Source organism: Haloferax sp. Q22, assembly GCF_001482285.1.
Taxonomy (GTDB): Archaea; Halobacteriota; Halobacteria; order Halobacteriales; family Haloferacaceae; genus Haloferax.
In genome coordinates this window covers 51,205-70,734 of sequence record NZ_LOEP01000007.1, presented here as the reverse complement: position 1 = coordinate 70,734, position 19,530 = coordinate 51,205, and the positions used below count along the sequence as shown (strand labels likewise).

Annotated in this window: 20 protein-coding genes; 14 read left to right on the top strand and 6 right to left on the bottom strand. The window is 66.8% G+C overall.

Going from position 1 to position 19,530, the window contains the following annotated elements; all coding sequences use genetic code 11:
• Nucleotides 1-6 precede the first annotated feature (6 nt).
• The 9 genes from AM590_RS02630 (at nt 7) to AM590_RS02590 (ending at nt 6,385) form a co-directional block, all read left to right on the top strand.
• Nucleotides 7-1,965, top strand: coding sequence for an archaea-specific SMC-related protein (locus AM590_RS02630; RefSeq protein WP_058826087.1), 1,959 nt, complete (start codon nt 7-9; stop codon nt 1,963-1,965).
• A gap of 401 nt (nt 1,966-2,366) precedes the next feature.
• Complete coding sequence (locus AM590_RS02625) at nt 2,367-2,594, top strand: HalOD1 output domain-containing protein (protein WP_172795745.1); 228 nt, start codon at nt 2,367-2,369, stop codon at nt 2,592-2,594.
• Between the two features lie 276 nt (nt 2,595-2,870).
• Entirely contained in the window at nt 2,871-3,149 is a 279-nt protein-coding gene (gene samp3 / locus AM590_RS02620; protein WP_004975684.1) for a ubiquitin-like modifier protein SAMP3, read from the top strand.
• Between the two features lies 1 nt (nt 3,150).
• The gene (locus AM590_RS02615; RefSeq protein ID WP_004042070.1) at nt 3,151-3,408 is read left to right on the top strand and encodes a hypothetical protein; all 258 of its coding nucleotides are present in this window, start codon (nt 3,151-3,153) and stop codon (nt 3,406-3,408) included.
• Nucleotides 3,405-3,845 carry a hypothetical protein gene (locus AM590_RS02610; protein WP_058826085.1) on the top strand — a complete coding sequence of 147 codons (441 nt, stop codon included), beginning with the start codon at nt 3,405-3,407 and terminating at the stop codon, nt 3,843-3,845. Before AM590_RS02615 ends, AM590_RS02610 begins: the two co-directional genes overlap by 4 nt.
• A 67-nt stretch (nt 3,846-3,912) precedes the next feature.
• Complete coding sequence (locus tag AM590_RS02605) at nt 3,913-4,608, top strand: AzlC family ABC transporter permease (RefSeq protein ID WP_058826084.1); 696 nt, start codon at nt 3,913-3,915, stop codon at nt 4,606-4,608.
• On the top strand, nt 4,609-4,947 hold the full coding sequence (locus AM590_RS02600) for an AzlD domain-containing protein (protein ID WP_058826083.1): 339 nt from the start codon (nt 4,609-4,611) through the stop codon (nt 4,945-4,947).
• Between the two features lie 74 nt (nt 4,948-5,021).
• Complete coding sequence (locus AM590_RS02595; protein ID WP_058826082.1) at nt 5,022-5,708, top strand: hypothetical protein; 687 nt, start codon at nt 5,022-5,024, stop codon at nt 5,706-5,708.
• 50 nt (nt 5,709-5,758) lie between these two features.
• Nucleotides 5,759-6,385 (top strand): hypothetical protein, encoded by a 627-nt coding sequence (locus AM590_RS02590; RefSeq protein WP_058826081.1) that lies wholly within the window; start codon nt 5,759-5,761, stop codon nt 6,383-6,385.
• 57 nt (nt 6,386-6,442) lie between these two features.
• On the opposite strand, the gene AM590_RS02585 is transcribed toward AM590_RS02590, so the two are convergent.
• Both AM590_RS02585 and AM590_RS02580 read right to left on the bottom strand, forming a co-directional pair.
• Complete coding sequence (locus tag AM590_RS02585) at nt 6,443-8,374, bottom strand: aldehyde ferredoxin oxidoreductase family protein (RefSeq protein WP_058826080.1); 1,932 nt, start codon at nt 8,372-8,374, stop codon at nt 6,443-6,445.
• A gap of 126 nt (nt 8,375-8,500) precedes the next feature.
• Nucleotides 8,501-9,580, bottom strand: coding sequence for a hypothetical protein (locus AM590_RS02580; RefSeq protein ID WP_058826079.1), 1,080 nt, complete (start codon nt 9,578-9,580; stop codon nt 8,501-8,503).
• A gap of 135 nt (nt 9,581-9,715) precedes the next feature.
• Between AM590_RS02580 and AM590_RS02575 the strand changes: the two genes are divergently transcribed.
• Both AM590_RS02575 and AM590_RS02570 read left to right on the top strand, forming a co-directional pair.
• Nucleotides 9,716-10,546: a DICT sensory domain-containing protein gene (locus tag AM590_RS02575; RefSeq protein ID WP_058826078.1), complete on the top strand. Its 831-nt coding sequence runs from the start codon at nt 9,716-9,718 to the stop codon at nt 10,544-10,546.
• A gap of 85 nt (nt 10,547-10,631) precedes the next feature.
• Nucleotides 10,632-11,714, top strand: a complete 1,083-nt coding sequence (locus AM590_RS02570; RefSeq protein ID WP_058826077.1) for an archaeosine biosynthesis radical SAM protein RaSEA — start codon at nt 10,632-10,634, stop codon at nt 11,712-11,714.
• Between the two features lie 497 nt (nt 11,715-12,211).
• Here the strand turns inward: AM590_RS02570 and purQ are convergent, their stop codons facing one another.
• Nucleotides 12,212-12,886 carry a phosphoribosylformylglycinamidine synthase I gene (gene purQ / locus AM590_RS02565; protein WP_007275597.1) on the bottom strand — a complete coding sequence of 225 codons (675 nt, stop codon included), beginning with the start codon at nt 12,884-12,886 and terminating at the stop codon, nt 12,212-12,214.
• 1 nt (nt 12,887) lies between these two features.
• Entirely contained in the window at nt 12,888-13,139 is a 252-nt protein-coding gene (gene purS / locus AM590_RS02560; protein WP_004969187.1) for a phosphoribosylformylglycinamidine synthase subunit PurS, read from the bottom strand.
• 284 nt (nt 13,140-13,423) lie between these two features.
• Between purS and AM590_RS02555 the strand changes: the two genes are divergently transcribed.
• The 3 genes from AM590_RS02555 to AM590_RS02545 all read left to right on the top strand — a co-directional run bounded on the left by AM590_RS02555 (nt 13,424) and on the right by AM590_RS02545 (nt 16,554).
• Nucleotides 13,424-14,845, top strand: coding sequence for a GntP family permease (locus AM590_RS02555; protein WP_058826076.1), 1,422 nt, complete (start codon nt 13,424-13,426; stop codon nt 14,843-14,845).
• Between the two features lie 146 nt (nt 14,846-14,991).
• On the top strand, nt 14,992-15,975 hold the full coding sequence (locus AM590_RS02550) for a formyltetrahydrofolate deformylase (RefSeq protein WP_058826075.1): 984 nt from the start codon (nt 14,992-14,994) through the stop codon (nt 15,973-15,975).
• A gap of 81 nt (nt 15,976-16,056) precedes the next feature.
• Complete coding sequence (locus AM590_RS02545) at nt 16,057-16,554, top strand: VOC family protein (RefSeq protein ID WP_058826074.1); 498 nt, start codon at nt 16,057-16,059, stop codon at nt 16,552-16,554.
• Nucleotides 16,555-16,585: 31 nt separating this feature from the next.
• On the opposite strand, the gene AM590_RS02540 is transcribed toward AM590_RS02545, so the two are convergent.
• Together AM590_RS02540 and AM590_RS02535 are read right to left on the bottom strand one after the other, a co-directional pair.
• Nucleotides 16,586-18,367 (bottom strand): PQQ-dependent sugar dehydrogenase, encoded by a 1,782-nt coding sequence (locus tag AM590_RS02540; RefSeq protein WP_058826073.1) that lies wholly within the window; start codon nt 18,365-18,367, stop codon nt 16,586-16,588.
• Between the two features lie 93 nt (nt 18,368-18,460).
• On the bottom strand, nt 18,461-19,480 hold the full coding sequence (locus tag AM590_RS02535; protein ID WP_058826072.1) for a phosphoribosylaminoimidazolesuccinocarboxamide synthase: 1,020 nt from the start codon (nt 19,478-19,480) through the stop codon (nt 18,461-18,463).
• Nucleotides 19,481-19,530: the final 50 nt, after the last annotated feature.

Genomic DNA, 19,530 nt, shown 5'->3' with positions numbered 1-19,530 from the left:
CGAAACATGAACGATTCAGAGGCACTTCAGACGGCGACTGTCCGTATACGAAACATCGGTGGTATCGACGAACGAACCGTCGGGCTCGAACCCGGCGTCACCGTTCTGACCGGACGCAACGCGACGAACCGAACGTCATTCCTGCGCGCGCTTATGGGCGCGTTCGGGAGCGACGCGGCCAGTCTCAAGGGCGACGCCGACGAGGGGTCGGTCGAACTCGAACTGGACGGCCGGACCTACACCCGCATCCTCTCCCGCGAGAACGGGTCAGTCGCGACCGACGGCACGCCGTATCTCCAAGACACGACGACCGCCGACCGCTTTGCGTTCCTTCTCGGGTCAAACGAGGCGCGCCGGGCCGTCGTCTCGGAGCGGGACCTCCACGACGTCATCATGGCACCGGTCGACACCGACGCCATCGAGGCCGAAATCGAGCGCCTCCAGACCCGACGGACGCAGGTGGAAACACAACTCGACTCGCTCGACTCGCTCGAGGCCGACCGCCGGTCGCTCGAAGCGAAGCGCGACGACCTCGAAGCCGAAATCGAGAACCTCGAAGCCGAGCGCGACGACCTCGAAGCCGAAATCGAGGCCGAAGACCAGACGGTCGAATCGCAACGCGAGAACCAAGCCGCGTTAGACGAGGTGTTGTCGGACCTCCAGTCGGCGCGGTCGGACCTCGAAACGGTCCGCTTCCGCCTCCAGAGCGAGCGCGAGAGCGTCGAATCGCTCCGCGAGGAGCGCTCCGAACTCCAGTCGGAACTCGATTCGTTCGAGGCCGACGAGGTCGACCGCGGCGAGGCGAACGACCGCATCGAGTCGATTCGGTCGCGTATCGAGTCGCTCAACTCGACGATTTCGGAGCTCCAGACCATCGTCCAGTACACGGAGGACGTGCTCGAAGGCAAGGCCGACCTCGTCGAGGACTCGCTGGGCGCGGTCGGTGGCGGTTCGGTGACGGACCAACTCGTCTCCTCGGAGACGATCACCTGCTGGACCTGCGGCACCGAGGTCGACCGCGACCAGATTCGGGGGACGACCGACCGCCTCCGCGAGGTCAGAGACGAACAGCGCGAGGAACGCGCCGAACTCCGCCGCGAACTCGACGAACTCGAACGCTCGATGCGGGCGGCGGAACAAGCCCAGCGCGACCGCCGGAAGCTCCGGGATAAGCTTCAGCGCCTCGAAGACGAACTCGACCGACGGACCGGGCAAATCGACTCGCTGACCGACCAGCGCGAGAAGCTCGCCGAACGGGTCGAAGCGCTCGAAGCCGACGCGTCGGACCTCCGCGGGCAGGCCGAAGGCGACCTCATCGAACTCCACAAGAAGCTCAACGAGGTCGAGTTCACGCTCGACCGGACACGCGACGACCTCGCGTCGGTCCACGACGACCTCGACGCGCTCGACGACCGGTTCGATGAGCGCGAAGCACTCGAACTCGAACGCGAACAGGTGACGGAGGAACTCGAGGATGCGCGAACCCGAATTCGGTCGCTGACGACCGCAGCCGTCGAGGCGTTCAACGAGGAGATGGAGACGGTCCTTGACCTCCTCGGCTACGACAACATCGAGCGCGTCTGGCTGGAGCAGGTCGAACGTCGGGTCCGAGAGGGCCGTCGCAAGGTCGAAAAGACCCAGTTCGAACTCCACATCGTCCGCGCGTCCGACTCCGGAGCGGTGTACGAGGACTCCATCGACCACCTCAGCGAGAGCGAGCGCGAGGTCGTCGGCCTCGTGTTCGCCCTCGCGGGCTACCTCGTCCACGAGGTGTACGAGGAAGTCCCGTTCATGCTGCTCGACTCTGTCGAGGCCATCGACGCCGAACGCATCGCCGCGCTGGTCGACCACTTCGAGCAGTATCCGACGTTCCTCGTCGCGGCCCTCCTCCCCGAGGACGCGCAGGCCCTCGACGAGTCGTACCGCCGCGTCACGTGGGGGACCGACGTGGCACCCGCTGCCTGACCGGACCAGTCCGCGCGGTGTCGGGACGGCGATTACGTCCCCGCTCGTTCCATTCCGATTCGTTCGTTTGCCACCTCTTTTTGTCCCTCCCGAGCCGTCTCCTCCGCCCCATGAACATGCTCGCGGTGACGTGCCACCCCGGTTTCCGCCGTCATCGCGGGTCGATGTTCCGATAACTCGCCGCTCTCGGCCTGTTTAGCAGTCGATTCCGACTGATAGTATTGTATTACTACAACACTTGCAAAGGAACATACCGATAGTACGCAAGAAATATAACACAACAAAACAACGTATCGAACGGACGATACTGGGGGGACGAAACCATCATCACATCAGACACGCAGTTCCGAGACGAGTTCGAACCGACACGGGTTTGGTACGATTGCGAGCGTACCGAACCGATCTCTGAGGCGGTCGCCGCGGCCGTGAACCAACACACGCGCCGCGACCCGACGGAGCTACCGCCGCTCACAGAGCACGTAGACACCGACGCCCTCGACGCCCTGTTCGGCCGCAACACGCCCGGAGCACCGCGTGTGACGGGTGCGTCGCTCGAATTCGACTACGCCGACTTCGTCGTCACCGTCGAGTCCGTCGGTCGTATCGAGGTCCGCGACGCGGGACGGTAATCGGCCGGGCCGTTCGACACTAATTGGGGATGATTCGACCGTTGTCGAACGGTTCGCACCGACCGCACTTATCCGGCCCGCGCGGGTCGGTATCGAAGGCGCTTGGAATGTCCATTCGATCGAGACGTTTCGACGCTCTTTCTACTTAATTGGTTGAGATCTTTCAGACGATAATCTTGCAGTTTATTTGAATTAGTGACTCCGATAAGTCCGGCCGACCGTCCGCTGTGGCCACCCGCGACGTACCTTTTTGTCTCGTGGACGCCGACAAGGGGTATGGAACTCGAATTACGCTTCTTCGCGACGTTTCGGGAGGTAGTGGGCCAGAAGTCCATCTACTGGCGGGTCGACGACGACGCGACCGTCGGAGACGTCCTCGAGTCGCTGGAAGCGGAGTACGACGGTCTCGCCGGCCGACTCATCGAAGACGGCGAGGTCAAGCCGCACGTGAACGTGCTGAAAAACGGGCGCGAGGTGGTCCACCTCGAGGGGATGGCCACGACGCTCGACGACGGGGACGCCGTGAGCGTCTTCCCGCCGGTCGCAGGGGGCTGACGTGGCGCGCCGCCAGCGAGCGTTCCGCGGTATCTCGCCCCGCCTCGCGATTCAGTACCTCGAAGGACTCGGCGGCGAGGCCGACGGCGACGGCCGCGTGGTCGGCCCCGACTGGGCCGTCGACATCGAGACCGAGGAGGTCACGATAACGAGCAGTATCCAGCTCACCGAGGTGCAACTCGCGTTCGAGGGCGACGAGGAGACGCTCGACGACCTCGTCGAGCGATTCGCCCGAAAGGCGATGCGCGCGGGGGGATGACCGTGGGAGCCGACGGCGACCGGCGGCCGGGGCGCGAACGACTCAGCGAGCGCCTCGCGCCGGACGGCGACGACGACGCGCCCCGCGGCGGTGCCATCGACGGCACGGCCATCATGCTCGCGGCCGCGAAGGCGAGCGTCCCCGCAAGCAGCCTCCCGCTGTTGCTCGACCGGGCGCAGGCGTACCTCGACGGGCGGGCGACCGAGTACGCACAGGGGTTCGAATGCGTCCACGAGGACGACGAGACGGCGGTGTTTCTCGTCCCGCTGGGCCACTGGGACACGAAGGGACTCGACCTCGACTTCTCGCACCGCGAGGTCGACGCGGTCCGCCGGGCGCACGCCGAACATCTCCGACGTGTCGGCGCGGACGCCGACCGCCGCGACGAGTTCGAGACGGCGCTCGAAATCCGTGAGGTCGCCGTTGTCAGGCGGTAGGCCGAAAAGCCGGCAAACCGCCCGACGATAGACGGCTATTTCGGGGGCCGCGACCTGCTACCGACAGATGCCAACCGTTTCCTCCGACCTCCTCGACGGCGTCCGGGCCGCGGGGCCGCTCCAACTCGGTATCGCGCCGTTCGGCCTCGTCGCGGGCGTCGCGGCCGTCGAACAGGGGCTGTCGGTCACGCACGCCCTCGGCTTTTCCAGTCTCGTCTTCGCGGGCGCGTCACAACTCGCCATGATAGAACTCCTCGGCGCGGACGCGCCGCTGGCAATCGTCGTCGGCACGGCGGTCGTCATCAACCTCCGGACGATGATGTACTCAGCCTCTATCGCGCCGTACTTCCGCGACCTGACCGCCCGGTCGAAGGCGCTCGCGTCGTACCTCCTGACCGACCAGGCGTACGCGGTCTCCATCGCCCGCTACGGCCGCGACGGCGAGACCGACCGCTTCGCGTACTACGTCGGCGCGGGCGCGTCGCTGTGGTTCGTCTGGCAGGTGACGACCGTCGCCGGCGCGCTGCTCGGCTCTGGGCTCCCGCCCGAGTGGGGTTTCGACTTCGCCGCACCGCTCGTCTTTCTCGCCCTGCTCGTCCCCACGCTGAAGGACCGCGCGTCCGGCGCGTCGTGTCTGGTCGGCGGCCTCGTCGCTACCGGCGTCGTCGTCGCGGGCGTCCCGTTCCACCTCGACATCATCGTCGCGGCCGTCGTCGGCGTCCTCGCCGGCCTCGGCGTCGAATCCCTCGGAGGCGATGCCTGAATGCCGACCGGCTACGACTCGGCGACCGTCTGGATCGTCATCGCCCTCGCGGGCGTCCTCACGTTCGCCATCCGCGGGTCGTTCATCTACCTGTTTGGCCGCATCGACGACGTGCCGCCGGCGGTCGAGTCGGCGCTTGAGTACGTCCCTGCAGCCGTGTTCGCGGCGCTCGTCTTCCCCGCGCTCCTCGCGCCCACCGGCGACCTCGCGGTCTCCGTCGGCAACGAGAAACTCATCGCCGGCGCGCTGGCCGCACTCGCCGCGTGGTACACCGAGCGCGTGCTCGCGACCATCCTCGTCGGCATGGGCGCGCTCTGGGTTCTCCGGTTCGTCGTCTGAGCGCCGCCAGCCCTGTTCGTTGACCCGTCGCCTCCCCCAAGATACTCGTCTCGCGGGCGACCACGGTCGCACGCATGCCCTCCTCGCTCCCGCGTCTCTACTCACTCCCCCGCGACGACGAGGGTCGCGCCCTCCTTCCGACCGGGTTCGCCGCCGGCGTCGCCGCGTTCGTCGCCGGCACGCTCGCGGTCGCCGGCTGGCTCGCCCTCGCCACCGACGGCTCGTTTTCGACGCTCGACGCCGCGACCGAGATGACCGCCGGAAAACCCGTCCCGTCCGTGTTCGTCCCCGTCTGGACGTTCGGCGGCGCGATGGGCCTGCCCGTTCGACTCGTCGAGACGACCGGCCCCGGTCGCGCGGTCGTCCTCCGAAACCTCGTCGACGGGTTCGACGGCGCGGCCGACTCGTGGTACTGGCTTGGCGCACTGCCGCCCGCCTGCGTCTTCCTCGCGGGCATCGTCACAGCGCGCCTCGCGGCGTGGTCCCGACGCCCCGCAGAGGGATTCGTCACGGGGTCGTCGGTCGCGCTCGGCTTCGCCGCCGCAGTCGCCGTCGCCGCGCTCGTCGCTCGCGTCGGCCTCGGCGACGTGCCCCCGAACGCGGACGGGTTCGTCCGCATCGGTTCGACCGGGTTCCACCCGACCGACCTCGACGGGGACTCGGTCGGCCTCCCGCTTTGGGGGGCGTTCTCTGGACTGGTGTTCGGCGTCGTCTTCGGCGGCCTCGGCGGGGCGGTGGCGTCGCTCTCCCCGTTCCGATAGTCGGCGTCGGCCCCAGAAGATATTCACCGATCTGACAACGTGGAACGCCTATGTCCCGGCGACTCGTCGCATCGGTCTTCGCGCTCCTCGTCGCCGTCTCGCTCGTCGGCGCGCCGGTGACGATGGCCGACTGGTCGGAGCAGGTGTCTCTCTCGGCGTCGAAAATCGACGCGTCGCAGGTCCGAGACGAGACGCCCGTGCTTCGGTACGACGAACTCGACGCCGACGCACAGGATGCGGTTCGGCAGGCCATCGAATCGCCAGACGGCTCACACATCGTCTACGGCGACGAGGACTGGCCAGACCGCTTTTTCTACAGCGACTACACGGCCCCGGGACAGGGGTTGTACGCTGTCGTCTACGAGGGCGACTACTACCGGCTCTATACGTTCGCCGCCGGCGGCTTCCCGGTGGTTTACTGGGTGTACGAACTTCCGTTCGTCGCCTACGGCCTCGCGCTCGGACGCGTCGGGGCGCGAACGTACCGCGGGGAGGGTTCGGTTCGACTCGCCGTCGGCGCGGCGGTCGTCGGTGCCGCGTTCCACCTCGTCGGGCCGGTCGTCGACTTCCCACTCGTCTCTCCGACGGCGTTCATCGGACTCGGCGTCGTCGCCGCCGCGGCGCTCGTCGGCGGACTCGCCGCTACTGGGGTTCGTAATCGGTCGAAAAATGCGTGAGTCGAGTGGGTGTCGACCGCGACCGGGTCGGACCGGGTGGTCGTTCCAGTCGTCGGCTCAGTCGTCGGCGGGTGCAGGCGAGTCGCCGCGGGAGACGCCCGTGCCGGGGCCGATGTCGATACCGAGTTCGTCGAGACGCTCGTCGGGGACGACGCCGTCGACCCACTGGCGGCGGGCGTAGTACTCCTCTTTCATCTCGTCGAGTTCGCACAGCTGACCCTCAGACGCGCCCTGTCCCGGCATCGCCTCGTCGCCCTCGACGAAGCGTCCCGGCAGCGAGTCGTCGGAGCCGTCGAAGCCGGCGAGGTTGTTGTAGTACCGCTCTAACGTGTAGATGCGGTCGCCGGTTTCGAGCAGTTCCTCTTCGGTCACGTCGCGGCCGGTCATGCCGTTGTACTGCAGGACGTACTCCTCGATGCCCTCCGCGAACGCGTTGAACTTGCAGATGTCGAACGAGTCCGAGATGGCGTGCATGTCCTGGAACAGCGCCACGAGCTCGCCCTTGCCGCGCCACTCGTGGGGGTCGTGCTTCTCCGGGATGCCGAGAATCTCGGCGGACGGCGTGTAGCCGCGGAGGTGGCACGCGCCACGGTTCGAGGTGGCGTAGCCGATGCCCATGCCCTTCATGCAGCGCGGGTCGTACGCCGGGATGGTCTGGCCCTTGACGGCCAGCGAGTTGTCGTATGCGTCGAAGCGCTCTGCGAGGCCGTTCGCCCCCTCCGCGAGGGCGTCTGCGAGGTCGCCGTCGCGGTTCGCGACCTCGGTGATGAGGTCGATCATGCGCTCGGTGTCGCCCCAGTCGAGCTGTTCGCTCAGCCCGTCGAGCTTGCCCTGCTCGGACATCTCCATCGCCATCGCCATCATGTTGCCCATCTCGATGGTGTCGACGCCCATGTCGTTACAGCGGTCGATCATGACGGCGATTTCGTCGCGCTCGGTGTGTCCGGAGTTCGGGCCCAGCGCGTAGGCGGACTCGTACTCGTAGGACTCGCCGCGGACGTTCAGCTCCTCGCCTTTGTGCATCACCGACACCTCGACTTCCTTCTTACAGGCAACCGGGCAGGAGTGACACGTCGGCTCGTCGACGAGGATGTTCTCGCGGACGTTCTCGCCGGAGACGCGTTCGGAGTCGATGTCTGCGCCCTCGGCGTCTCGCATCGCTGCGGTCGAGGTGTACTTCCCGTTTTTCGTCGGGAGGCCGTCGAGCTCTTCGCCCGCGTTCATCAGGACGTTCGTCCCGTACAGCGACAGGCCGCCCTCGTTGGGCGCGGTGACCTCGGACTCGCGGATGAGCTGCATCGCCTGCTGGTAGCCCTGTTTGAACGTGTCGGCGTCGGCGGGTTTCGGCATCCTCGTGCCGGACTTCACGACGATTGCCTTGAGGTTCTTCGAGCCCATGACCGCGCCCGTGCCGCCGCGGCCGGACGCGCGGTCGTCCTCGTTGACGATACAGCCGAACTTGACCTCGTTCTCGCCGCCGGGGCCGATGGCCATTATCGAGAGGTTCTTGCCGAGGCTCCCGTCGACTTCGGCTTCGAGTTCGGAGATGGTGTCGTGGACGCCCCAGCCCCAGATTTCACGGGCGTCGCGGAGCGTCACTTCGCCGTCTTCGACGATGGCGTAGCTCGGGTGTTCGGCCTTGCCCGTGAACAGCAGGCCGTCGAGGCCGGACCATTTGAGTCGCGCGCCGCTCCAGCCGCCGTGGTGCGAGTCGGTGACGGTCCCCGTGAGCGGGGATTTCGTCACGACCGCGATTCGACCGCTCATCACGGTCTGCGTGCCGGTGAGCGGGCCGGTCATGAACGCGAGGAGGTTGTCCGGCCCCAGCGGGTCCACGTCCGGTCCCTGGTCGAAGACGTACTTCACGCCGAGGCCGCGGGCCCCGATGTACTTCCGCGCGTCCTCGTCGTCGATTCCCTCGTACGCGATGTCGCCGGATGACAGGTCCACCCGAGCGACCCTGTCATGATAACCACCGAGTTCAGTCATTGTAATCCTCGTTGATTATATACGGCCGCTGTCGGGTTAGTGATTCCCACCTCAATGTAACCGTTCGAGGTTACCCCGTCGCGGACCGACGCGGAACCGTCAGGGGATTGCGGCAACCCGTGCGACTTATCCCGGTTGCGGGCCGGAAACCCGCAACGAGACGGTTCCGGTGGCATCGACGACGACGCTCGCGGGGCCGCGCGGCGGGCACGACCACCACGTTCCCGAGACCGCCGCCCCGGTTTCGAGGGTCGCCGACAGGGCGTGCGCTCCGGAGGCCGTCACGGGGACGAGTTCGCGGACTTCGCCGGGGTCGAGGGCGAGCACGCGGTCGAACGACTCGCCGCCGCCCGCGGGGTCGACCCGGAGCGAGAGCCGATGGGGTTCGTCGTCGCGGTTGGCGACCGTGAGCGTCGTGTTCGCCGGACCACAGCCGGTCGTCCCGCTCGACACGTCGATGTACTTCGTCGGCTCGTCGGGCACCGGCCACCCCGTCTCGACGCGTCGCTCGTCGGTCTCGACGGCGACGCGGTAGTCTCCGCTTCGGTACGTCACCGGAATCGATAGCCTCGCCCCCGACGGGACCCGGTACGCCTGGTCGACGAGCACCGTGTCCCCGAGGTCGATGCGGAGTCGAGCGGTCGTCTCGGGACCGGGGTTCTCCACGACGACGCCCGCGGGTGCGTACCACCGCGCGGAGCCGTCGCCGACGAGCGGGAGGTCGATTCTCGGACCGTCGTCGGGGACTGCCGCCGCGAGCGAACACTCTCCTCGGGCGTCGCACGAGACGGTCCGCCAGAACTCCGCGCCGTCCCGACCGAGGACGACCTCCAGCCCCTCGAACGCCGCGTCGACGACCCATCCCGACCGGGCCCGCAGGCCGGTGTCCGTCTCGACGAGCACCGCCGTTTCCCCGGTCGGGACGGCGACCGAGAGCGCCGTCCGTTCGCCGGGGAGCAGGTCGCGGTTCTCGAAGAACACGTCGCGGTCGCCGCGGACGCCGACGACGGTCGTGAACACCGGGTCCGGCGTCGGGTTCCAGAGCGTCAGCGACCGCTCCACGCGCGCGTCGGTCGTCGGCGTCTCGGTCGGTGCGTCGGTCCCCTCCTCGGGGGTCGGCGTCTCCGTCTCGCCCTCGGGCGTCCCGCACCCGGCGACCCCGGTGAGGCCGCCCGCGAGAAGCGAGAGCAGCGTGCGGCGCTCCATGGGCCACCTACGGGGGCGACGCATATGAACGTCTGTCGCTGCGGTGCCGCGTTCGACCGTCGTCGCCGCTGCCGGTCGCGGCTCCGACCTCCAAAACAGCTATTTCGTCGGGGGTCAGTCGTTTCCACGAACCAGATGGGACTCGACAGTTTTCTCGGCGCGATTGACGCCGCGAGTCAGTCGCTTTCGGTGGTCAATCGCTCGGCTCCCGACCCCGTCCAGCGGATGCTCGAAACCACGTTCGCCGACCAGCCGGTCGATGTCGACGAACTGTCGGACGACGCGCACGGCGACGACGTGGTCGTGCTCACCGAGCAGACGCCCGAGGGACAGGAGGTCGTCGCGACCTCGCCGCTGGAGGAGGTGATGAACACCGTCCTCCTCGTGAACTCGGACCTCTACAAGACGGGCCAGACGAAGCTCGACGAGTTCGAACTCCCGTCGGTGCTCACGCGACTCGACGACGTGCCGTTTTCCCTCCGCGGCTATCCCGAGTCCGACAAGGAGAAACTGCTGCTTGTGGCGATTTCGCGATACATCGAGCGGCACGCGTGGCGCGCCCGCAACGGCCGGCTCCGGTCGTCGTTCCAGCGGCTCTCCCGCATCGAAGACGAGCGCGGGACGCGAGCGGTCTACCAGAAGGTCGCGTCGACCGACGTACAGACCCACATTTACGGGATTCCCGACTGGACCCCGCCGTCTAACTCCGACCTCCTGACCCACGGCGGCTACACCGAGGACTTCTACGACTCGTGGTTCGTCGTCTACACGCCGCCGGACGACGGCTCTGTCGGGAGGGACCCCGCGACCGATGGGGGTGACGCGGGAGACCTCGACGGCGCGACGCCGGGCCAACCCGTCGCTCTCCTCGCGCTTGAGACCGAACCGAAGCGCTGGGAGGGCTACTGGACGTTCCGCCCGTCGCTCGTCGCCGACATCGACCGCTACATCTCGCGGAACATGTGAGGGTCGGCGGCCGCCGCCGCCCGCCGCCGAAGCCAGACGAAGCCAGACGAAGCCGCTTTACGCGCCCGTCCGATACGGGTATCCAATGAGTAAGCCGAGCCCCGAGGTCTACGAGCGGGGACGCGGGATGGACGCGCACAACAAGGTGATGCGCGACATCCGTTCGCGGAAGCAGAAGACCTACGACCCCCACGAGCCCACCCGGGTGTGGATCGACGAGGACAACACGCCCGACGGCGTCTACGACTCGCTGACGATTATTCTCAACACCGGCGGCTGCCGGTGGGCGCGCGCCGGCGGCTGTACCATGTGCGGCTACGTCGCCGAGTCCGTCGAAGGCGGCACCGTCGCCCACGAGGCGCTGATGGACCAGATCCAGGTCTGTCTCGACCACGAGGCCGAGGAGATGGACGACGGCGAGCAGGCCGGTCTCATCAAGATTTACACCTCCGGCTCGTTCCTCGACGAGCGCGAGGTGCCCGCCGAGACCCGCGACGCCATCGCCGAGACGTTCGCCGACCGTGAGCGCATGGTCGTCGAGTCGCTGCCGGACTTCGTCACGCGCGAGAAACTCGCGGACTTCACCGATCGCGGCCTCGAAACCGACGTGGCAATCGGCCTCGAAACCGCCACCGACCGCGTCCGCCACGACTGCGTGAACAAGTACTTCGACTTCGCGGACTTCGAGGACGCCTGCGAGGAGGCCGCCGCGGCCGGCGGCGGCGTCAAGGCGTACCTCCTGATGAAGCCGCCGTTCCTCTCGGAACCCGAGGCGCTCGACGACATGAAGTCGTCCATCCGCCGGTGTGCGGCGGTCGACAACTGCCACACCGTCTCGATGAACCCGACGAACGTCCAGCGCTACACGATGGTCGACGAACTGTTCTTCAACGGCGGCTACCGCCCGCCGTGGCTCTGGTCGGTCGCCGACGCGCTCCGCGAGACGGCCGACGTGGACGCCATCGTCGTCTCCGACCCCGTCGGCGGCGGCCAAGAGCGCGGCGCGCACAACTGCGGCGACTGCGACGAACTCGTGTTCAAGGCGGTCAAGGACTTCAACCTGCGGCAGGACCCGAGCGTCTTCGACCAGGTGTCCTGCGACTGCGAGGCGACGTGGGAGTTCGTCCTCGACAACGAGACGAGCTACAACATGCCGCTGGTCAAGTAGGCCGGCGCGTTCCGTCGCACCACCCGGGTTCACGTCGCTCGCGCGGGCGAACGACCCTCGTCTCGGACCGGACCGTCGCCCGCCGGCAACTCCGACCGTTCGTCCAGTATCTCAGCTCGTTTTCTTCGATTCGGCCGCGTTAGGGGGTGCTATCCGAAAGTAACAGGATCCTAACGGTTGGATAGGCTATTCGTATCAAAGAGGGTGTGAGTCGTTGTCATATTCGGTGGTTCGGACGTGTCCATCCGAGCCGCCCGCCATCATGACGAAACACACGTACAAGACCGTCTACTACGCGGATGGGTGGTTCGAGATTCGCGAAGAGGAGAACGCCGAGGCGTGGATCGCCACGGACGCTCCCTGCGCTCTCGCCCCATAGCACGCGGTACGCGGGTCGGAAACCTCGACACTCCAACATCGCTCATCGTGTACGCCGCTACGTTCGCCAACCGACCCCGTGCCGCCCGCCACCGCGGCGGACGGTCTTTTTTATACACCTATCCCTCGAAGCCCGCCAGCACGCCCCGACCGTCGGTGTTGCCGAGTTGCGGCAGCGACGCCCGCTCAGGGTGCGGCATCAGCACCGCCACGGACTCGCTGTCGCCGAGGACGCCCGCGACGTTCCCGAGCGAGCCGTTGGGGTTCGCCTCGTCGGTGACGTTGCCGTCCTCGTCGCAGTAGCGGAACAGAATTCGGTCGTCGGCTTCGAGCTCCTCGTAGCGCTCGGCGTCGAGTTCGAAGCGACCCTCGCCGTGGGCGATGGGGAGTTCGATGACCTCGCCTTCCTCGTACGCCGCGGTCCAGCGCGTGTCGGCGTTCTCGACGCGGAGGTAGACGTGTTCGCACTGGAAGCGGGCGCTCGCGTTCGTCGTGAACGCGCCGGGAGTGAGTCCGGACTCGCAGCCGATCTGCGCGCCGTTGCAGACGCCGAGGACGGGGACGCCGTCTTCGGCCGCCTCGCGGACCGACTTCATGATGGGCGAGCGGGCGGCCATCGCGCCGCCGCGCAGGTAGTCGCCGTACGAGAAGCCGCCGGGGAGGACGATGCCCGTCGTCTCCTCGGGGAGCGGGTCTTCGTGCCAGACGCGCTCTGCCTCGAAGCCGAGGTCGGAGAGCGCGCGCACGGCGTCGCGGTCGCAGTTCGAGCCGCCGAACTGCACGACTGCGATCATCTCAGGCCTCGGCGACCGCGACCTCGTAGTCGTGGATGGTCGGGTTCGCCAGCAAGCGTTCTGCCATCTCGTCGGCGCGGGCCTCGGCCTCGTCGGCGTCGGCCGCGTCGAGGTCGACTTCGTACCGTTCGGTAAAGCGCAACGCGTCGAGTTCGAACCCGAGTCGTTCCAGCGCGCGCTTCGTGGTCTCCGCCTCGGGGTCGAGCACGCCACGCTTGAGGCGCACCGTCACCGTCGCGGTGTAGGTGGTCATCAGGTGGCGATGCGTGGTGATGTGCAAAAACGGTTTTGGGTCGTGTTTGATATACACGAATGTGTGTACTGTTTTCCGAACCGGCGACGACACCGGCAGAGACCACGCTACGTCGTGGACGCGACAGTTCTCACTAGCTGACGGCGCGCCGCGGACGCGTCTCAACAACTCTTTTGATTACGCGTCTCAATCATTTATTATTTTATATAATTATATAAAAGACAATTACATACATGATATATGATAATAATTTTTATGCCCCCGATGAAGACGCTATCCCACGCATGGCAATCGAGTTCGCACAGAGTCCGCTCTTGACGTTCGCCGTCGGACTCGCGTTGGTCGTGTTGTTACTGGTCGTGTTAGACCTCCCTGCGTTCGTCGGGTTGGCGATAGCCGCGTTCGCAGTCGGCCTCGTCAACGCGGCGTTCGTCCCCGACTTCGCGCTCGCCGACGCGGCGACGCGGACGGCCACGGCGTTCGGCAACGGGATGGCCGGCATCGGGATTCCCATCCTGATGGCCGCCATCATCGGGAAGTCGATGCTCGAAAGCGGCTCCGCTCAGCGCATCGTCCGCTCCTTCCAGTCGCTCGTCGGGAGAGAAAACAGCGACATCGCGCTGTGGGGAAGCAGTACGGTGCTCGCCATCCCCGTGTTCTTCGACAGCGTGTTCTACCTCATGGCTCCCCTCGCGCGGTCGATGCGGGCGCGGATGGGCGACAACTACGCGCTCTACCTCGTCGTCGTCGGGGCCGGCGCGGCGACGGCTCACGTGTTCATCCCGCCGACGCCCGGCCCGCTCGCGGTCGCCAGCGAAATCGGGGCCGACATCGGCACCACGATGCTCATCGGCGTCACCGTCGCCGTCCCATCGGCCACTATGGGCGGCCTCGTCTACGGCCGCTGGATTAACCGCCATCTCGACATCCCCCTCCGCGACGCGATGGGGACGACCACGGAGGAACTGCAGGAGCGCGCCCAGCGTGACGTGTCGTCCCTGCCGAACTTCCTCGAAGCCACCGCGCCCATCGTCATCGCCGTGGCACTCGTCGGCTCGCTCACCGTCGTCAACGCCCTCGAAGGCGTGACGGTGGCCGAACCGTTCCAGCCGCTCGTCTCGTTCATCGTGGACAACCGACCGTTCGTCGCGTTCATCGGCGACAAGAACGTCGCGCTGACCGTCGCCGCGCTCGCCGCGGCTTACACGTACTACCGCTGGTCCGACCTCTCGCGGTCCGACTGGGAGGACGAACTCACCGAGGCGCTGAAAAGCGGCGGCAACATCGCCGCCATCACCGCGATGGGCGGCGCGTTCGGCGCGCTCCTCGCAGCCTCCGGAATCGGCTCGTACCTCGCAAACGGCCTCGAAGGCTTCGGCATCCCGCTTCTCGTGACCGCGTGGCTCATCGCCGCCATCGTCCGCATCGCGCAGGGCTCCGCGACCGCAGCGATGCTCACGGCCGCCGGCATCATGGCCCCGCTCACCGGTCAGCTTCCGGTCCACACCGCGTATCTGGTGATGGTCATCGGCGCGGGCGGCAACATCTGCTCGTGGTACAACGACTCCGGCTTCTGGCTCGTCAAGGAAATCGGCGGCCTCACGCAGATGGAGACGCTGAAGACGTGGACCGCGCTGACGACGATTATCTCCGTGACCGGTCTCGTCGTCGTCCTCGTCGTCTCGTCGATACTGCCGCTGGTGTAGGCGGCCTCGCGTTCACGTCGGCTTTTCCTTTTCGCGGGTGATTCACGGTCGTTCCCGAGGGATTCGCTTGCGGAGAACGACAGCGGTTTACCGTTCGCCGACGCAGGACGGTGTATGTTCAGCTTCGAACAGCTGGAGGTGACGGTATGACTCGCGAACTCACCGAAATCACGGTCATCGGAGGAGACAAGACCGGACTCATCGCGAACGTGACCACCCTGCTGTTCGAGCGCGGAATCAACGTCGAGGACTTAGACCAGGCGGTCCGCGAGGGAATCTTCCGGATGACCCTCCACGCCGACACCTCGGAGATGACCTGCTCCCGCGACGAGCTTCGGGCGGCGCTGTCCGACCTCGGCGACGACCTCGGCGTCGACGTGCAGGTCCGGTTCCCCTCGGACCGCGAGACCCGCGAAATCGCCGTCCTCGTCACGAAGGAGTCCCACTGTCTCGAAGCGCTGTTCGAGGCGTGGGCCAACGACGACCTCGGCGCGGAGATTTCGGTCGTCATCGGCAACCACGACACGCTCGAACCGCTGGCGAGCCATTACGACGTGCCCTTCCACGACATCGGCGACCAGAAGGGAACCGCCAACGAAGACCGCCTGCTCGACCTCCTCGAACAGTACGACGTCGACCTCATCGTCCTCGCGCGCTACATGCGCATCCTCGGCCCGAACGTCGTCTTCCGCTACGAGGACCGCATCATCAACATCCACCCGTCGCTGCTCCCGGCGTTCCCCGGCGCGGCCGCCTACCGGCAGGCGAAAGAAGAGGGTGTCCGCATCGCCGGCGTCACCGCCCACTACGTGACGACCGACCTCGACCAAGGGCCGATCATCACCCAGCGCGCCTTCGACGTGCCCGACGACGCCACCATCGACGAGATAAAAGAGCGCGGCCAGCCGCTGGAGGCCGACGCGCTCCTCGAAGCCGTGAAGCTCCACCTCAACAACGACGTCTCGGTCCACCGCGGGCGCACCAGCCTCCGCGAGAGCGCCGACCCCGAGCGCTACCAACTCGGCCTCACCCGCGAGGCGCAGGCGTCGAACCCCGACCGCCCGGTCGACGGCATCATCGACGCCCTCGGCGAGCGCGAGGCGCTCGCGCCCGAGCCGTCCGAGGACTGAGGTCACCGGGTCCGGCGCGGACCGCCGGACCGGCAACCTGTCGGACTAACGCTTTTCTCGGTTCTCCGCCCAGTCGGATCCATGACAGACTCTGAGCGGCAGGCCGGTTCCCCGACCCCCGACCTCGACGGCCAGCCGAACGGTCCCGGTGCCGCCCGTGCACTCGGCGAGTTCGCGCTCCGCGTGGAGGACCTTCCGACGATGCGGGCGTTCTACCGCGACATCGTCGGTCTCGGTGCCCCCGTCGGCGACTTCGACACCGCGACGTTCTTCAGTCTCGGCGAGAGTCACGCCGGCCACGAGGCCGTCTTCGCCCTCTTCGACCGAACGGACGACGCGGAGTACGAGGGCATCGACCAGACGTTCACGACGCTGGACCACCTCGCGTTCAGCATCTCGCCCGCCGACTTCGACGCCGAAGTCGCCCGCCTCCGCGACCACGGCCTCGACCTCGACTTCGCGTATCACGAGTGGGTCGAGTGGCGGTCGCTCTACTTCGCAGACCCGGAGGGCAACCGCGTCGAATTGGTCTGTTACGACTCCGACGGTGCGGCGAAAAACGAGCGAATCGAGCCGTGAGCGTGCTACGGGAGCGAGGTCACTGCGGAGTTCACCGTAACTGCCCTCGAATCTCGCCGGAGGGAGTTCCGAGGGTGTGGACGTTGACGTACGCCTCGCCGCGCTGGACGGCGTCGTACACGTCGGCTATCGACTCCCATCCACAGCCATTGTCCGCGTCCGGTTCGGTCACCGTCGCTTCCGCGAGGACGCCGTCTGGCGAGACGGGACCGCCCTCGAAGAGCGTCACCCCAACCGGCCCGTTGACGCCGTCGGGCGCGCAGTGGATGTGTGCCGCCACCACGTCGTCAACGTTGGCGACGAGCAGGGTGTAGTCGAACTCGGTTCGGTCGTCGTCGAACGCGACGGTCGCCTGTCCCTGCGCGTTCGTCTCGACCGGCGGCACTTCTTCGTCACCGCTGAGGTGCGCTCGGAACTGTCGCGCTCCGGTAGCCGAGGCGATTCGCATGACGAACCCGGTGTCGCCGAACGGAACACCGGTCTGGTTGCCGAGGACGTAGAGGTCGCCACCGGCGTCTTGGCCGAAGCCGAGGACCGCAAACCCGAGCGCGTCCAACCCGGCGAGCCGGAACTCCCGAATCCGGTCGTTCCGTTCGAGATAGAAGAGGCGGCCGCCTCCCGAGGCGGGATGGAAGTAGTCGCCGAAGATGTAGCGGCCCCGAAGCGCCGGGAGTTCGTCGCCACGGGAGACGAACCCGCCGACGACGGCGATTCCCTCGTCGTGGTCGTACGCGGCAACCGGGTCGATAACGTCCGCCGGCGCGTCCCCTGACTCGCACTCGAAGACGAACCCGGGCTCGGCCCCGTTCGGGTCGAAACAGAGCGGTCCCTCCTTTTCGCGCCAGCCGTAGTTCCCGCCTGCGACGACGATATCGACCTCCTCGACGTCGTTTTGTCCCACGTCGGCGGCGTACAACTCGCCCGTCCGCGCGTCGAAGGAGAACCGGAATGGGTTCCGGAAGCCGTACGCGTAGATTTCGTCGACGAACCCGTCGCGGTCGACGAACGGGTTGTCCGCCGGAACGCCGTACTCGCCGTTGGCGGCGTCGGTGCCACGGGGGTCGATTCGGAGAATTGTCCCGAGGACGTTCCCCGGGTCCTGTCCGTTCCCGCCGGGGACGTGTCCGACCCCTTGGTCGTCCGCTGCGCCACCGTCTCCGAGTGAGATGTACAACTTCTCGTCGGGACCGAAGTTCAGGCATCCGGCGTTGTGATTGAACTGCGGTTCGTCGACGTGGAGCACTTCACGGGCGGTCGTCGGGTCGACGACGGCGTCAGGGTTGCAGGGTTCGGGAACCTGCCACTCGCGAACGACGCTCTGGTGGTTCGGTGACTCGCCCGCCGGCATCGTCGAGAAGTCCGCGCTCCCGCCCACCGGTTCCGACGTGTACGTGTACAGGAAGCCGTTCGTGGCGTACTCCGGGTGGAACGCGACGCCGAGGAGACCGCGTTCGTCGAACGTCTCCGGGCCGCCGACCCCGAGCGAGACGAGCAGCTCGCTCAGGTCTGCGAAGACGGACTTCTCTCCCGTCTCGGTGTCCACCGACCAGAGGATACCGGTCTGGTCAGTGAGGACGAGTCGGTTGTCGAGGCCGTCGCACCCCGGAACCGCAGTCCCCCAGTTCGGTGCCGTGAGCCCGGATGCCACCATTTCGAGGCGCACGGTCTGCGGCCCCGCCTCGATGGGCTCCGGAATCGGATCTTCGAGTCGTGTCGGCTGGGTCGCCCCGACCGTCCCGACACCAGTGACCAGTGCTCCCCCCACCCCGAGTAAAGCGAGAAACCGTCGTCTCGCCACGTCTAGTGACTTCATGCCTACTAGACGGACACTGGCCGCTTGCTTTGTTACTTGCTAACACTCGACAAAAATAGTCCGTTAATGCGAAAAAAGCCGCCGTTCGGCCGGTTATAAGTCCCGAACGCGAGCCACGGCGTCTTCGATGGCCGGCGCGTCGAACCAGTCGTGGTCGACGTAGGCGTTGGTGCCGGCGCAGTAGAGGTCCGACAGCGCCTCGACGATGTCGGCGGGCAAGTGGTCGGGCTCGACCGCGCAGTTCTCGCGCCAGTTCGGCTCGCCCGTCTCGATGGCCTCGGCCTTCGCGTCTTTCACGGCCTCGACCCACTCGGGCTGGACGCGCTTGTAGTACTGGCGGACGACCTCTTTCGAGACCTGCTGGCCGCCGTAGGAAAACCGGTTCTCGTCGAAGGTGCCGACCACGTCGCCGACCTTGACGGTGCCGTCGTGGTAGAGACACTCGATTTTGCCGTCCTCGTGGTCGAAGCCGGCCGTCTCGGCGCGCTCGGTCAGCACGTGATTCACGGCGAGCGCGAGCTCTTCGAGGCGGTCGAGGTCGACCTTTCCGGCGATGTCGTCGGCCTCCTCGCGGGAGAGATAGCGGTCCTGTTCTTCGTACTTCGTGGAGAACTCCACGACCGGCTCGGGAAGGGAGACGGCCTCGTCGGGCCACTCGTCGGCGTCGAGGCCGTAGTCGGCGGGCTCGCCGCGACGCCGGAGGCTCGACCCCACGGGGACGGTGTTGCGGAAGACGATTTCCAGCGGGATGAGGTAGTTGTCGCCGGCGGCCTCGTGGTAGGCGTCGTAGTCGTACGCGCCGTCCTCGTGGGGGAGGTCGGGCACCTGCGTGAGTTCGATGGCCATCTCCGTCGGCGGCGACTCGCACTCGCCGAGTTCCTTGACTTCGCCGTCCTCGACGACGCCGAGGTAGTGAGTCGGGACGTGGTTCACGTCGAGCAGTTCGAAGTTGTACGCGCCCATGAGACAGAGACTCGCGCCCTTGTTCGGGACGTGGTCGGGCATCTCGCCCCAGTCGAACACCGAGTAGCGGTCCGAAAAGACGAAGCGGCCCCGCCCGAGGTCGGTCGCCGTCGGCTCCTCCTCGACGCGGAAGTCCTTCACGCTGGTCATGGTCGTCCTCTGGACTCATCCCACTAAGAAGCTTCCACTTCCGTGCGTAT

Bases quoted from the DNA above. Each gene is read 5' to 3' on its own strand.
- AM590_RS02585 (WP_058826080.1), bottom strand. From the start codon at position 8,374: ATGACTGAACTCGGTGGTTATCATGACAGGGTCGCTCGGGTGGACCTG.
- AM590_RS02570 (WP_058826077.1), top strand. From the start codon at position 10,632: ATGAGTAAGCCGAGCCCCGAGGTCTACGAGCGGGGACGCGGGATGGAC.
- AM590_RS02550 (WP_058826075.1), top strand. From the start codon at position 14,992: ATGACTCGCGAACTCACCGAAATCACGGTCATCGGAGGAGACAAGACC.
- purS (WP_004969187.1), bottom strand. From the start codon at position 13,139: ATGACCACCTACACCGCGACGGTGACGGTGCGCCTCAAGCGTGGCGTG.
- AM590_RS02555 (WP_058826076.1), top strand. From the start codon at position 13,424: ATGGCAATCGAGTTCGCACAGAGTCCGCTCTTGACGTTCGCCGTCGGA.
- AM590_RS02575 (WP_058826078.1), top strand. From the start codon at position 9,716: ATGGGACTCGACAGTTTTCTCGGCGCGATTGACGCCGCGAGTCAGTCG.
- AM590_RS02610 (WP_058826085.1), top strand. From the start codon at position 3,405: ATGACCGTGGGAGCCGACGGCGACCGGCGGCCGGGGCGCGAACGACTC.
- purQ (WP_007275597.1), bottom strand. From the start codon at position 12,886: ATGATCGCAGTCGTGCAGTTCGGCGGCTCGAACTGCGACCGCGACGCC.
- AM590_RS02590 (WP_058826081.1), top strand. From the start codon at position 5,759: ATGTCCCGGCGACTCGTCGCATCGGTCTTCGCGCTCCTCGTCGCCGTC.
- AM590_RS02600 (WP_058826083.1), top strand. From the start codon at position 4,609: ATGCCGACCGGCTACGACTCGGCGACCGTCTGGATCGTCATCGCCCTC.
- AM590_RS02545 (WP_058826074.1), top strand. From the start codon at position 16,057: ATGACAGACTCTGAGCGGCAGGCCGGTTCCCCGACCCCCGACCTCGAC.
- AM590_RS02595 (WP_058826082.1), top strand. From the start codon at position 5,022: ATGCCCTCCTCGCTCCCGCGTCTCTACTCACTCCCCCGCGACGACGAG.
- AM590_RS02630 (WP_058826087.1), top strand. From the start codon at position 7: ATGAACGATTCAGAGGCACTTCAGACGGCGACTGTCCGTATACGAAAC.
- AM590_RS02540 (WP_058826073.1), bottom strand. From the start codon at position 18,367: ATGAAGTCACTAGACGTGGCGAGACGACGGTTTCTCGCTTTACTCGGG.
- AM590_RS02580 (WP_058826079.1), bottom strand. From the start codon at position 9,580: ATGGAGCGCCGCACGCTGCTCTCGCTTCTCGCGGGCGGCCTCACCGGG.
- AM590_RS02605 (WP_058826084.1), top strand. From the start codon at position 3,913: ATGCCAACCGTTTCCTCCGACCTCCTCGACGGCGTCCGGGCCGCGGGG.
- samp3 (WP_004975684.1), top strand. From the start codon at position 2,871: ATGGAACTCGAATTACGCTTCTTCGCGACGTTTCGGGAGGTAGTGGGC.
- AM590_RS02535 (WP_058826072.1), bottom strand. From the start codon at position 19,480: ATGACCAGCGTGAAGGACTTCCGCGTCGAGGAGGAGCCGACGGCGACC.